Consider the following 14,495-nt stretch of genomic DNA (forward strand, 5'->3'; position numbering starts at 1 on the left):
CTCCACTCCCTGATAATGGTTAACCGTGGCGTTTTGCTTCATAACCCTCATGTAACGCATTTACCAACAACTCGAGTTTGACCGGTTTTGAAACATAATTGTCCATGCCCGCTGCAAAGCATTCTTCGCGATCTTCGGGCATAGCATTAGCTGTCATAGCTATAATATATGGCTGATCAATATGGTCCATTTTACGTATACTACGTGTGGTTTGTAGTCCATCTAATTCGGGCATTTGTATATCCATCAGTATAATATCATGCATTTTCTTATGAAGTTCATTCAACACCTCCTGTCCGTTATTTGCCAGTGTCGCTTCAAATCCAAGCTTTTCTAAAATTCTCATTATAAGTTTTTGATTGATCAGGTTGTCCTCGGCTACTAAAATACTTATCGGATTAGCAACGGCAAAATCAACCGATAAAACAGAAACGGGTTTGTGCTCATTGCTGCTCAAATACTGTTTGTGCTTAAACTCATTTTGTATAGCCATGCTTAGGTGGTGCTGCTTAACCGGTTTGGTTAGCGTAGCTGCAAATAAGTTGGGATAGTTTTTTTGCGATTCGTTACCTACCGAACTTAATAAAATAACCGGTAGCTGAGGATACGCTTTTTTAACCACCCGGGTAAAAGTAAGGCCGTCCATTTCGGGCATTTGCATATCGGTAATTACCATATCAAAGGGTTTCCCGGCTTTTAAAAGCTCCAGTGCCTCTGCTGCGGAGTGGGTTGAAGTAGTATTTAAATTCCATACCTCCAACTGAGATTTTAGTACTTTTAAGTTGGTTGTATTATCATCAACAATTAGTATGTTTTTATCTTTAACATCAGGAAGTGTGGATGCCTCCAGACGGTCATGCTGTAATGCATCACATTTCATAGTAAATCTGAATCTGGTACCTTTGCCCTCCTTGCTTTCAACAGTTATTGAGCCGCCCATTAATTGAATAAGGCGTTTACTTATTGCCAGCCCTAAACCTGTACCGCCATATTTACGTGTTATTGACGAGTCGACCTGAGTAAATGCCTCAAACAATTGAGGCAACTTTTCTTCAGGTATGCCTATGCCTGTATCAACCACTTCAAAAGCCAGCTCTAACTCGTTATCAAGCTGATTGACTAACATGACATTTAAAAAAACTTCGCCTTGGTGTGTAAATTTAATGGCGTTGCTTACCAGATTAATTAATATTTGCCGTAAGCGCATACCATCAGCAATAAGTAAAGATGGCAACCGGTAATCGATCTGATAAATAAGATCGATATTGTTTTCGGTGGTTTTTTTGGCAAATAGATCAAATACTTCCTCAATACACACCCTCAGTTCGAATTCATGTGGGTCCAGATCCATCTTACCCGACTCAATCTTTGAAAAATCAAGTACGCCATTAATTACGTTTAATAAAGCTTCGCCGCTATGAATAATTGTTTCTGCGTACTCGTGCTGCTCTTCATTAAGATTTGTTTCACCCAACAATGCCGCCATTCCGATAACACCGTTCATTGGTGTACGTATTTCATGGCTCATAGTAGCTAAAAATATGCTTTTGGCTTTGTTTGCCTGTTCGGCATCCAATCTTGCCTGCTCGGCAGCAGCATGGGCCTTCTCCTCCTGCATGCGTTGCTCATGCAACTCTTCGTTTAAAGTTTGCAGCTCTTCGGTTTGTTCTATTAAGTCGTTATTTAACTTTTTCAGGTCCTCTGCTTGTTTCAGCACCTCCTGTGTACGTTTTGTAACTTGCCTCTCCAATACAAGTTTTTGGGCCTTGATGATTCTTATCCTGTAATTATATATAATATATAACATACAAATAATAAACAATATCACCAATGACTTAAACCACCACGTTAACCAAAATGGTGGCAATATTATAATTTTTATAGCAGTACCCGTTTCATTCCAAACACCATCGTTGTTAGCGGCCTTAACCCTAAAAGTGTATGTGCCGGCGTTAAGATTAGTGTATGTAGCCCGGTGTTGACTGCCCACATAGTTCCAATCTGTTTCAAAACCCTCCAGCATATACGCATAGCTATTATCTTCTGGTACGGTATAATTTAAAGCCGAAAATTCAAATGTAAATATTGATTGTGCATGATTTAAAGTGATAACGCGGGCATCACTAATAGACTGCCTTAACGGCGAATTAGCTACCCCGGCTACTACAGGTTTGTTAAATAATTCAAAACCTGTTATTATCACCTTTGGAATATTTTTATTTTCTACAATAGAAGCTGGATCAAAACGGTTGAAACCATTAACACCTCCAAAATAAATCTCGCCCGAAACGGATCTAAAACCAGCATTTAATTTAAACTCATGGTCTTGTAAGCCGTTTTTTAATGTAAAATTTTTAAAGGTTTTTTTTTCATTATCAAAGCGGCTTATTCCCATACTGGTGCTTAACCACAAGTAATTTTCAGTATCACAAACCATACTGTAAATATTGTTATTAGCAAGTCCATCGGCGGCTGTATATGCTTTAAACTGATTTTTACCCGGTAAAAATTCATTTAAACCTCCGCCGGTAGCCACCCAAATCTTCCCATTCTTGTCGCTGATAATAGCAAAAATAATATTGTTTGAGAGATTACTGTTAGCTTTATTAAGTCTGCTAATAGTATGCGTTGCCGCACGGTAAACACTAATTCCGGCGTTATAAGTACCAATCCATACGTCGCCATTTCTATCTTCATAAAAGCACCGTATTACATCGTTGCTTATGGTTTTGTTATTATTAAATTCACTTTTAAGCCTGGTTACTTTAGTTAAAGTTGGATCAAGTATATTAACTCCGCCCCCATTGGTACCTATCCACAAATTATTTTTACTGTCTTCCATTAAAGCAAACACTCTTTCGTCTGATAATTGATTGGCGCTATTTCCCTTAGTGAAGTTGGTATATTGGTTTTTATCAACATCAAACAAGTCTAACCCGCCTGTGTAGCTACCTATCCATAAACGATTGCCGCTTTTGCTTTTTAGAATGGTAAGTATATTATTAGCAGACAATCCCTTCCTGACATTTTCCCGGTATTGATAGTAGCTAAAGGTCTCGTTCCTGGTATCAAACAAATTTAGCCCACCACCATCTGTGCCTACCCAAATGTTACCATTGTCAGCGTCGGCAAATGCAGTTACCTCTCTGCCGGACAGCCCCCTTTTATCACCGTATAAATAGCGATATGCTTTAAATAATGATAAGCTTTTATCATACTTACTTATCCCCGCCGAACTCGCCGCTGCCCACAGTGTACCTAAATCATCAACAAGTACCGCCCTTATAGACGAGCCGTTTAAACTGGTATTATCAGCCGGAGAGTTTTTATATGTAGTAAATTTATCATCCTTGAGATTATAAAAATCAAGTCCTTCTTCTGTACCTATCCAGAAGTTGCCTGCGTTTGTTGCTGCAATGGCATGAACATTATTATGGCTGATGCTTAATGTATCACCTTTTTTTGCCAGGTGGTGGCTAATAACGCCTGTCTGGGTATTAAACATGTCTAACCCTGCATCATTGGTCCCGATCAAAAGGTTACCATGCCCGGCATCAGCCATTCTTTTAACATAACTGCTGCTCAGCGTATTTTTATCAAGATTGTTGTGATAGTATATTTTGAATTTTCCGGTTTTAGGATCAAAAAGATTTAAACCATTGTTGGTGCCTACCCATAGGCGCCCAAGGCTATCGCTTAAAATGTCGGTTACTCTTGTGTTACTTAAACTTCCAGGTTTACCGTCAGCTGTATATTGGATAACTTTATTTGTTTTAGGGTTCAAAAGGTTAAGATTGATAAATGTACCTATCCACAAATTACCATTTTCGCCCTCGCATATAGCGTTAACACTCGAATTAGTTAACGTATTTGGATTACGCGGGTCTGCATGATAATTGATAAAAGTGTTATTAACGCGATTGTACCTGCTTAACCCTTCCTTAGTACCAATCCATAAATTGGCTGCCTTATCTTCATAAAGTGCAGTTATACTATTGCCCGCAACACTACTTTTATCACTTAATTTATTGCGGTAAATTGTGAAACGATAGCCATCATATTTATTCAATCCATCTTCGGTACCAAACCAGATAAAGCCATACTTATCCTTTAACATGCATGTAACCGTACTTTGCGATAGTCCGTCTGCAGTGGTTATATGAGTGAACTTTACGTTCTTTTTGCCTGATAGATTTGGTTGTGCGTATAGTTGCTGAGAACAAGATATACTTGTTAATATTACAATTAGCCACAGGCTACACCTATATATGGTATTTTTGCACATTTGTTGTTTATAATTGGCTCAATAATTAGCTATAACTTGTACTTTTAGCACAAAGGATAGTCTTTTAGGAATGGGTTAATATACGGTTTACGAAAAGCTTATTAAATATGTTTAATAAAAAAAACCTACTGGTTCATTATCCGGCTAAGGAATTATTAAATATTTATATTGCTTTATGAGGTTTTATGATTAAAAAGAGATTTTTACTGCTGTGTTTTATTATTGTTGGCTTACGCAGCGGGTTTGCGCAATCGCCGGTACAAAAGTGGGACGATAGAGTTATGATCAGTCTGGCAGAACATCGCACGCCAGAAAAAACCGGGGTTATGTTATTTCTTTCAAATACTTACCGCTATGGTGATATTGGTATCCCGGCCGGACTTTTGGCAGCCGGCATAATAGCCAATGACCGGCAAATGCGTGAAAACGCATTGTACGTGGCCAGTAGTACTGCCATATCATACGGGCTTAATCAATTAATTAAGGTTTTGGTTAAGCGCCCCAGACCGTTTGTACAGAATATTAAGATTGTACCTGTTTACCAGGCACAAGAATATTCTTTTCCTTCGGGCCATACTTCTTCTACTATAGCTACAGCTACAGCTTTGTCTGTAGCATATCCAAAATGGTATGTTATTGCCCCGGCGTTTTTATGGGCAGGATCGGTAAGTTATTCGCGCATGTATCTGGGCGTGCATTATCCTACTGATGTTGCAGGCGGGGCATTATTAGGGGCGGGCACAGCGGTTTCGCTTTCGTTCTTAAAAGCAAACCCTTAATTTGTCATTAAACTGCTGTCTCTCATTCTTATGTAATATAGTGGCATACTGGCCCAATGCGTTATTTTTATATTTAAATTTGCCACGTTTTTAATACACCCTAATGCTTACGTTGCTCACAGATAAACCTTTAAGCTTTCAATTTTCTTTCTATAAAATAATAGAACAACTGGAAGTTACCGCCGCGAATAGCGGAGATTGGCGTAGCGCACATGCTGTTGATCTGCTGGCCAGAGTTAACCAGCATCCGGAGTTGCGTGAGGGCATAACATCAATTGAACAGATCACAGATAATGAGGTTCTGATAGCCGAGTTACTGGCCGACCTATTTCCCGAGATATTAACACTTAATGAAATAAAAGCCGTAAGCCTCCCATATCAATCATTGATATTTAACAAGACCCAGCGTTTTCAAAATATTTTAAATGATGCCGGTCCCGATTTCACTATCAACATACGCGACTTTAACGAGCATCAGTATTATGTATTAAGCTGCTGCATTATTTTAAGCAGATTTTATAATGTCCACCTGGATTTTGCCAAGCCGCTTTTTTATGACATCCCTACTGCCGACGGCCTTGTAAAGCATTACCGTATTTTATACAATGCTGACTTTTTAGAGATCCTGCCTACAGAAGAGTCGCCGGTTATCACCCAGCAGGAAATAGATGAGTTAATTGACAACTATGATGACCTTGCGTTATGGAAAAAGCGATTTCCCGTTAATCGTTGGGTAATTAAAGGCTTTGTTATTATGACCTTGGTTGACGTAACTTTAGAAAGCGCGCTTTCTAACTTAAAGGAAGATCTGTTAAGCAGGCAACCGCCCGAGGTTGTTAAAGAAAGCCTGCAGGATTCGTTTCGGTCCATGTTCCGCCTGCCCGATCTGCGTTTTGGGTTTTCGCGTTTTGACCCCGATGAAGGTTATTTTAACAACAAAGCGGTGGGATTGAAATTTACCAGCTACATGTTGGGCGATGAGGCAGAAACGGTTTTAAGTGGTGAGCCTTACCAGTGTATTATGCATGATCAGACTTATTTTGCAGGTTCAGATGTTGATGCTATGCTAAAAGAATATCCCGACAATAAGCTGCTGCAACACTTAATAAAGCAAGGTATACAGAGTTTCGTTTTGGCGCCGGTAATAAAAGATGGCGTATTACTGGGGGTTTTAGAACTGGTTTCGCCGCGCAAGAAAGAACTCAACAGCGTTACCGCTAACAAACTGGATATAATAATGCCATTTTTGGTAGATACCATTGCCCGCAAAATGCAGGAAATGCAAAACAGGGTTCAGGCGTTGATACAAGATCATTATACTACCCTGCACCCAAGTGTTTACTGGAAGTTTAAACGCGAGGCGGTTAACTTTATCAGCGAAGCTAACGCAGGTATCGACTACACTTTAAAAGAAATAACATTTAAAGACGTTTATCCGCTGTATGGGCAAGTGGATATCAGCGAGTCATCCTTAACGCGCAATAAAAGCGTACAAACAGATCTGAGCAACCAGCTAAAGGCACTGTTAGCTATTTTAGACAAGTTGAATAAGCCCGGTAAAACGCTGGCTATTGAAGAAATTTTATTTGATCTTCGCACTTTTACAGGTGATCTGGTCATAAATATCCGTGCCGATACTGAGCAACAGATACAACATTATATTGAGACAAAGGTTTATCCTTTGCTTCGATCCCTCTCGGCACAAAAAGATGTAGAAAGATATTTTTTAAATGCTGATGTAAAAACGGGTTACTTTCATCAAGAGCGCAGAAACTACGAAAAGACATTATCACTTATCAATCAAAAATTAACAACCGTAATTGATACCAGGCAAGCCGAAATACAAACTTTCTTTCCGCATTATTTTGAGCGATTTAAAACGGATGGTATTGAGCATAACTTGTACATGGGGCAAACCATTGCCCCAAAGCTGGAGTTTAAACCGGAGCACCTGAAGCGGCTACGGCTGTGGCAACTGCGCGTTATTGCCGAAATGGAAATAGAACAGTTTGATCTGAAAAGTATTTTACCTTACCCATTAGGCGTTACATCATTAATACTGGTATTTAGCACGCCTATTGCTATCCGGTTTCGTATGGATGAAAAGCATTTTGATGTGGATGGCGCTTATAATATCCGTTACGAAGTGATTAAAAAGCGAATTGACAAAGCGCATATCAAAGGCTCAGATGAAAGGATAACCAAACCAGGAAAGATCACCATTGTTTATTCAAAAGCCGAAGAAGCTACAGAATACAAAAAATATATTAAAATTTTGCAGGCTGAAGGGATCCTTGACACCACTGTGGAGCATTTAGAGGTAGAGGATCTGCAGGCAGTATCAGGCTTAAAGGCCTTGCGGGTTGGCGTGTTGCATGGTCAAAATCTGGCAACGCTCAGAGCAGCTTCATATGATAAGTTGTATGAACAACTATAAGCGCCACCCAACACTCCCCTAAGGGAGCGCTTGGATTGCAAGCAGAATAAATATTTCGGATCAATTCAAAAAGTATCCCCACCGGGGGAGATTTAGGGGGGCTAAAACCTAAATCCTGCCTGTATATACGGATAGGCTCCTTCTTTTGAAAAGCCAACAACGCCCTGTATCAATATCAGCTGCGCCGGTAAAAAGTAAACACCGCCTCCATAGCCCAAATGCCACTGCGACGATTTTTCTCCCGGCGACCATACACGGCCAACATCATTAAAGCCTACAAGTCCCAGCGTTCCGGGCAGCAGGTATGATGCAAAATCTAACACTTTAAGGCGCAGCTCAATATTGTTGTAAACCATACTTTTGCCGGTAAATCTGCCGATGTAATAACCGCGCAGGTTTTGATTGCCGCCAAGCTTTAATTTCTGATAATAAGAGGGACTACCGAAAGACGTACCGCCACCGGTACGAACTGCCAACACCAGTAAAGAATCACGAAGCGGATCAACATAAAAGCTAAACTCTGATTGAATTTGCCCGAAGGTATGTGAGTTAGTGTTGAGTGATTTTACTGCTAACAGATTAGTGTTCCAATAAACTCCCTTATGCGGAATGGCACCCACGTTACGGGTATCAACACCAAAGCTGGCAACCAAACCAGCATTTGTTTGTGTAGCAAATACCTTCTCGTCTGGATGCAGCGTGTTGTAGTTGTTTAAAAAACGATCAGTATTGTCGTCTTCATCCCCATTGTAGTATTGCGCGGTAATGCCACCGCTTATATTCCATTTACTATCGTAAGTGTGTTTTACGCGGATGTCGGCTTCAGTATAGTTGTAGATATTCTGGTAATAACGTAAACGACGATTACCGGTATTTTCAAAAATGGTGTTATTACCAACTCCAAAAAAGTTACTGGTATAGTTTGGCCCTTTGTTTAATGCGTTAATTACCAAATCGCTTTTGCCTACCGCGTTTTTAAAAATGCCGTTATAATTTAAAAGCAGCGAATTATAAGTGAAGCCATAATTTACTAAAAGACTTTGCCGGTAAGCATATGGATCTTTACGGAAACCCTGTTTTTGCCATATAAAGTTGCCAATAAACTGTAGTCCGTAATCTTTGTTAAAGCTGCCGAGTATCAAGGGTTGAAAAAAGTCGTATTTAAAACTGTACTTGTCGTAACTATTAACGGTACTGTCGCTGCCTAAACGCAACTTGACTTTATCCTCGGGCAAATTGTTTTTCTTATCTGAGCGGTCATAAACATATCGATTACCTTTACCTCTCATGGTGCTGTCAACAGCGAAAGTATCTTCATCGCCGCCGCCTACCATTCTTATTTTGATAGGAGAATTACTTTCTCCGTGGATCTTAAAAGCATCTTCACCACCCATTCCGTACAGCCGGATCTCATCTGTTACCGAAGGATCAAAAGTGCGCTGATAAGTTACCTGCTCTTTATTACCATTCTTGTTAATCTTATTGATAACCAAGCTTACTTTCCCATCAGCCTGATTGGTAATGTCAAAATATTCATTCTTATCAGATGTGGGTACTTCAACTGTGGATGATATAAATTTGTAATACTTTAAAGCCTGTTTTTTAAGGATGTTGCGCCTTCCAATCATCTTCTTAACCAACTCGTCACCGCCGTTGGCATAGATGGTAGCCGGCATTAGTTTAACAGACTTGCTGATCAAATCGTCAGTTAGCGTTTTTTGAACATTTGCAATCTCCGCTTCCCAATCCTGCTCACTTAATCCGTTTAAGAAATAGCGGTCAAAATAACGGGCGTTTAAGTTCCATCGGTTAACAGATCGGATATGGTCTTCATAGCTTTGAAATTTGCTCATCAATAAATGATGAGACACCATCCACGGTAATACTCCCGAAGTGTTATAAAAAACCTGGTCACGGTCGCGTGGTACGGGTTCATAAACAGTACCATTAGCACCTTTTACTCTTTCCCAGCGCCACTGATCTTCATGTCGATCCCAATCGCCTAACAGCATGTCTAAAAGTCGAGCCCGCAACACGGTCTTTTGATCTACTGCATTATCGTTATCTTCCTGTAACCGCTCCTGGGCTTTGGCTGTATTATCAGTTTTCTTAGCATCAAGCGGCTCGCGTTCTTCGAACAAAAACACCTGGTTAGCAAAGTCGGCGCGATACTCACCAAAAGCCGGATCATCCGGAATAAAAACCACTTCTGGATTTGCATGGGGTATTTTCAACGCTTTTGCCAATGGCGGAACTACCAAAGCGGAGAATGGATGCTCGGCCGAGATCTGATCCTGAATAATGGTGGCTGCTATTGTCTTTCGTAAAGTAGCCGGAAGCACCCTCTCAGGATATTTTTGAATGGTTCGTATAACCCACTCCTGCCCGTTGGCATCTTCCAACCGCAGTGATTTAGTTTGAAAGCCTCCGCCACGTTGTAAAATTTTTAATCCGCCTTTCTCTTTAGCCAGGTGAAAAACTCTCATTTTAACCGGCGTGGCCCAAAGTTGTCGGTAACTCTCACCAAAAATTAAACGGTGCAACCCGCTCACTTTGTTATATGCTGGTTCAATGGCTATCGTAACACTATCAGTTTGTGCAAAACTTTGCGCCGATAGCATTGCAAAAAAAACAGTTAAAATACTTACCTGGTATTGTTTTATCGCCATGCCTCTACTTTTTATAGTTGAATTTTAACACCGTTGCCTTTGTCGCCTTATCGCCTTCGTTTGATATATATAGGTTATTCTTATTATCAAAAGCTATACCCTCGGGCTGCAAAAACAACGATGGCGCGAGCGGATAAACTGCTTTAACTTTCCAGCCTGCATCAGCAACCACCAATAATTTATTAACGGATGATAGTATATACCACTCGTTAGTTTTAGGGTTTTTAGCTAAAGCCGATGGATGGAGTTGTACTTTCTTTTTACCTAACAACGTCTCTATATCGCGTACATTTATACCAAATTGCCCGCTTTGTTTCAATGTTCCGTTTGGCAACAGTTTAAAGATAAAGCCGCCTCCTTCTTTGCTTGTCTTTTCTTCGCTGCAATGTTTACAGAGTATGTATAACTGACCGGTTTCCTCATCTGCATACATCCCTTCGTATTCGCCTGGAGGTAGCAGGCGGTCCCATTTTCTTACGTTAGCGGCATCAGGTTTGCCAATTTGGTTAAACGGGAATACAAATAAGGCGCCGTCGCTGCGTAGCACAATTACCTCTTCGCCTAAAATGGCAATATCCTCATAGTCGCCTTTTTTATCAAATTTGGTATACATCAAATGCGGATCGTTCAGATCAAGAGAATAAACTCTTCCCTCTTCGTCCTGCTCAGCATATAATATATCGGCTTTACCGCGATAAAATGTAATACCCGAGATCTCTGTTAATGCGTCGGCCATAAAATACTTAACCGGCTTGTTTAGGTCATAACCTTGCGGACTAGCATAACGCTGCTGCTCATTGCATGATACGCCAGATATGATGATCCCGCACACACAAAACAGCTTATACAATATATCCAGGTTTTTCATACAGTTAAAGCGTTATCTATCATTTCATAAACCGCACGCTGCGATTGTATGGCCGGCATACCGGGTTCTATCTTAACACTTTCTAATTTATCATTCAGCATTACGGCTTTGACATTGTCTTGCAATTGCAGTTTGATGATGGCCGTTATCTCCGTTTTTACTTGCTCGCTGTACACTGGGAAACACACCTCTATACGACGATAGATATTTCGGTTCATCCAGTCTGCCGATCCCATATAAACCTCGGGCTGGCCATTATTATGAAATATAAATGCCCGACCATGCTCAAGGTAGCGATCAACAATGCGCCTAACGGTTATATTTTCGCTCATGCCTTTCACTCCCGGAATTAAGCAGCAAATGCTGCGCACAATAAGATCAACTTTGACCCCCGCCTGTGATGCATCATAAAGCTTACTTATTAGTTTACGTTCCTCCAAATTGTTTAATTTGATAAGGATAGATGCGGGCAAACCTTTATTTGCATTTGCAATCTCACGGTCTATCATATCCATAAACCGCTGTCGCAAATTGAAGCCGGCAACCAGCAAATGATCAAAACGTATCATATTCGGCGCCGATGGCTTTTCACGTCGGGCCAGAAAAATAAACAGCAGTTCTATTTCTCTTAATATTGAACCGTTGGCCGTCATTAAAATATGATCGGTATAAAAAGCAGCAGTGTTTTCATTAAAATTGCCTGTAGCTAATAGACCATAATATTTTACGCGATGGTTTATCCGGCGTTTTACCAATGCTACCTTAGCGTGTACTTTTAAAGCAGTTATACTGTAGATGATATCCACGCCGGCCGACTTCATTTTTTTTGCCCACTTAATGTTATTCGCCTCATCAAACCGGGCTTTTAGCTCAACCATCACAGTTACTTTCTTGCCCGCAGATGCCGCATTGATAAGGGCATTGGCAATACGAGAATCGCGGGCTACCCGATAAAGAGTAACATATATTTCTTCAACAGCCTCATCAAGGGCGGCTTCGTTAAAAAAACGAAGAATGGTGCCGTAAGATTGGTATGGCGTATTTAACAATATATCCTGATTTTCAACTTGGTCAAATATTGGCTCATCTGCATTAAAGGGGTTGTGTAATGCAGGCCATTTATTATATTGTGAGGCCGGCAAATTAACCGGCAGGCTAAACAGGTCTTTTAAATTATGATATAGACCACCTTGCACCGCACTGGTTGCAGGGATTCCCCAACTATCGCTAACCAAATTTAAAGTTCGCAACGGTATACCTGGTTGGTGTAAAAAACGAGTGGCTATACCCAGATCGCGTTTGGATAATTGCGTCTCTATCTGATCGGCCATGTCGCCGGTATATTCATCTTTCAGATCAAGCTCTGCATCTCTGGTAATTTTAAACGAATAGCAACCTTGTATAGCTGCGTTTTTAAATAGTCTATCAAGGTTATATCTGATAATGTCGTCTAAAAAAATTACATAAGTAATGCCATCTGCCTCTGTCTTAAAAAATCGGGGTAACTGGTCGGATGGAATGTTAAGTACAATGGTTTTTTCAGCGCCGTTCTCTAAAAGATTGATTAAAAAGTACAGCTCGTTATTCTGCGGGAAGAACTTGCTTTTTAGCGATAGCTCTACCGGATTTAAAAAAGCCATCACCTGGCTCAAAAAGTAATCGCTTATTTTTTCGGTAACAGCGTTGGGTAAAACTTCATTAAATAATAAATGAACATTATTATCTTTTAGCAATGGAATTATACGCTCGGTAAATATCCTCCCAAACTCGTTTTGCTGGCGCATAATGTATTGTTGAGCAGCTAATAAAGGATTATCAAATACCGTATCATTAAGCTTACCCAAATTATCCATAGCTAATAAAACAGGCATGCGTACGCGATAAAACTCGTCCAGATTAGATGAAAATATAGCCAGAAAATTAACACGCTCCATTAACGGTACATTTTCATGAGCGGCTTCCTGCAAAACACGTTCATTAAAACTTAGCCAACTCAAGTCGCGGTCAAAAAAAGAATATTTCGCCATGCTGGTTTTAGTGACGCGTTACATCAAGATGATTGTTGATAACAGACGCTATGATAAAAGCCAGCACCGATATGATAAGCCCAAACATAAAAACATTATAAGCCGTACGCAATAGCCGGTATTTTCGACCCAACACCACCCCTTGCGAATACACATCGCGGATAAGCGTTCCGTATAAAAAATCTTTATCAGCCATTACCTTAAGCATACCATCTGTATATTCTTCCAGATGCATTTTGTAAAAATTACCAAAAAATAGCAGGTTCACCTTTTTTTGAGCAATATCATCGGGTGTAAAAACACCTTTGGGTATTGATGGGCGCGTTGCCAGTATAGAAAAAGTCATGGAGAGCAAACTGATGGTAAGCAATATAAAGGTGGGGATGGTTAAAAAACTATTTTCCTCCAGTTTACGCAGAACCAAGCTTATAATAGCCGACATAATGATAGAATTTACCGTTATCAATATATGCGCTTTATTATCAGCCATATCACTAAGACGCTGATTATTGCCTGATGTGATCCTGAACATCGTTTCAATACCACGTTCGGGTCTATCAGACTTTGCTTTTTTCTCATTTGCCATAGGTTCGGTTTTAACAACCTCAGTTTGGGTAGTGGTTGCTATAGGTTCACCTACGTTTTCATTTTGCTTGGCTAATAATTTATCAAGGTTTTTTTGGTACTGTTTATTTAGTAAGAGTCTGGCATAATCTGTAAAGTATTTATGCGATTGCAGCATTTCTATATTCTTTTGCCGCCACTGCTTTTTATCAAGATCAATATGTTTAATAAGGCCAATTTCCTTTCGCAAAAGTTTGTTACGATCTCCGAATTCTTCGGTACCAAGATGAAACAGATCAGCATCGCACACAATTTCTTGCAACAGACCCGTTGGTTGTTGCGGTAATTTAGTTGCGATGATACATCCCTTCACCTCTTCAATAAGCGCGGCATCTACGTTAAACTGTTTCAATAAATCACTGGCGGCAACTGCTCCTGCTTCTTCATGATTCTTTTTATCTATAAAATAGCCCATATCATGCAGCCACGCAGCGGCAACCACCACAAAAAAATCCCTCTCATTCAACTGATAATGATTAGCAATTAGGGTGGCATTGGCTACAACATTTTTTGTATGCTGCAAATCATGATAAACAAGGTCCTTATCGTGGTGCTTACCAAAATACGTCAGCACGTACTGTTTAACATTTTCCAGCTGTTGATTAAATTCCATAAGTGATTAGCGAAGACAGTATTCAAATTTAACGTGTTTTAACAATTATTTATGGATAATTAAATAATATTCGGGTAGGATAACGGAATCTGGCCTCGGTTTAAAAAAGCTTTATGGCTATAAATACATATACAGCCCCTAAACAAGGAATCTCAACAACTCTCATTGTGCTGATTTTAAGTATGTTTAACTG

General features: G+C 40.0%; 7 protein-coding genes. 2 read left to right on the top strand and 5 right to left on the bottom strand.

The genetic code is table 11. The annotated features are described in order from the left end of the window. Positions 1–19: 19 nt before the first annotated feature. Positions 20–4,285: a two-component regulator propeller domain-containing protein gene (locus tag ACVW2L_RS10610; RefSeq protein ID WP_457127938.1), complete on the bottom strand. Its 4,266-nt coding sequence runs from the start codon at positions 4,283–4,285 to the stop codon at positions 20–22. Between the two features lie 185 nt (positions 4,286–4,470). Between ACVW2L_RS10610 and ACVW2L_RS10615 the strand changes: the two genes are divergently transcribed. Both ACVW2L_RS10615 and ACVW2L_RS10620 read left to right on the top strand, forming a co-directional pair. Next, positions 4,471–5,064 (top strand): phosphatase PAP2 family protein, encoded by a 594-nt coding sequence (locus ACVW2L_RS10615; RefSeq protein WP_457127939.1) that lies wholly within the window; start codon positions 4,471–4,473, stop codon positions 5,062–5,064. A 103-nt stretch (positions 5,065–5,167) separates the two neighbouring features. Then, positions 5,168–7,501, top strand: a complete 2,334-nt coding sequence (locus ACVW2L_RS10620) for a GAF domain-containing protein (protein ID WP_457127940.1) — start codon at positions 5,168–5,170, stop codon at positions 7,499–7,501. Positions 7,502–7,602: 101 nt separating this feature from the next. Here ACVW2L_RS10620 and ACVW2L_RS10625 read toward each other — a convergent pair whose 3' ends face one another. Genes ACVW2L_RS10625 through ACVW2L_RS10640 form a run of 4 tightly spaced genes read right to left on the bottom strand, consistent with a single transcriptional unit; the run spans position 7,603 to position 14,302 of the window. Next, the gene (locus ACVW2L_RS10625; protein ID WP_457127941.1) at positions 7,603–10,170 is read right to left on the bottom strand and encodes a BamA/TamA family outer membrane protein; all 2,568 of its coding nucleotides are present in this window, start codon (positions 10,168–10,170) and stop codon (positions 7,603–7,605) included. Positions 10,171–10,174: 4 nt separating this feature from the next. Then, positions 10,175–11,038 carry an SdiA-regulated domain-containing protein gene (locus ACVW2L_RS10630; protein ID WP_457127942.1) on the bottom strand — a complete coding sequence of 288 codons (864 nt, stop codon included), beginning with the start codon at positions 11,036–11,038 and terminating at the stop codon, positions 10,175–10,177. Further along, entirely contained in the window at positions 11,035–13,065 is a 2,031-nt protein-coding gene (gene ppk1, locus ACVW2L_RS10635) for a polyphosphate kinase 1 (protein WP_457127943.1), read from the bottom strand. The genes ACVW2L_RS10630 and ppk1 overlap by 4 nt, the downstream gene beginning before the upstream one ends. Positions 13,066–13,072: 7 nt before the next feature. Continuing rightward, a complete protein-coding gene (locus ACVW2L_RS10640) occupies positions 13,073–14,302 on the bottom strand; it encodes a Pycsar system effector family protein (RefSeq protein WP_457127944.1) in 1,230 nt (409 codons plus the stop codon). Positions 14,303–14,495 lie beyond the last annotated feature (193 nt).

Source organism: Mucilaginibacter sp. HD30 (assembly GCF_054061755.1).

What these genes read in the sequence shown, in the direction of transcription:
- ACVW2L_RS10610 (WP_457127938.1), bottom strand. Translation starts at nt 4,285, where the DNA reads ATGTGCAAAAATACCATATATAGGTGTAGCCTGTGGCTAATTGTAATA.
- ACVW2L_RS10615 (WP_457127939.1), top strand. Translation starts at nt 4,471, where the DNA reads ATGATTAAAAAGAGATTTTTACTGCTGTGTTTTATTATTGTTGGCTTA.
- ACVW2L_RS10620 (WP_457127940.1), top strand. Translation starts at nt 5,168, where the DNA reads ATGCTTACGTTGCTCACAGATAAACCTTTAAGCTTTCAATTTTCTTTC.
- ACVW2L_RS10625 (WP_457127941.1), bottom strand. Translation starts at nt 10,170, where the DNA reads ATGGCGATAAAACAATACCAGGTAAGTATTTTAACTGTTTTTTTTGCA.
- ACVW2L_RS10630 (WP_457127942.1), bottom strand. Translation starts at nt 11,038, where the DNA reads ATGAAAAACCTGGATATATTGTATAAGCTGTTTTGTGTGTGCGGGATC.
- ppk1 (WP_457127943.1), bottom strand. Translation starts at nt 13,065, where the DNA reads ATGGCGAAATATTCTTTTTTTGACCGCGACTTGAGTTGGCTAAGTTTT.
- ACVW2L_RS10640 (WP_457127944.1), bottom strand. Translation starts at nt 14,302, where the DNA reads ATGGAATTTAATCAACAGCTGGAAAATGTTAAACAGTACGTGCTGACG.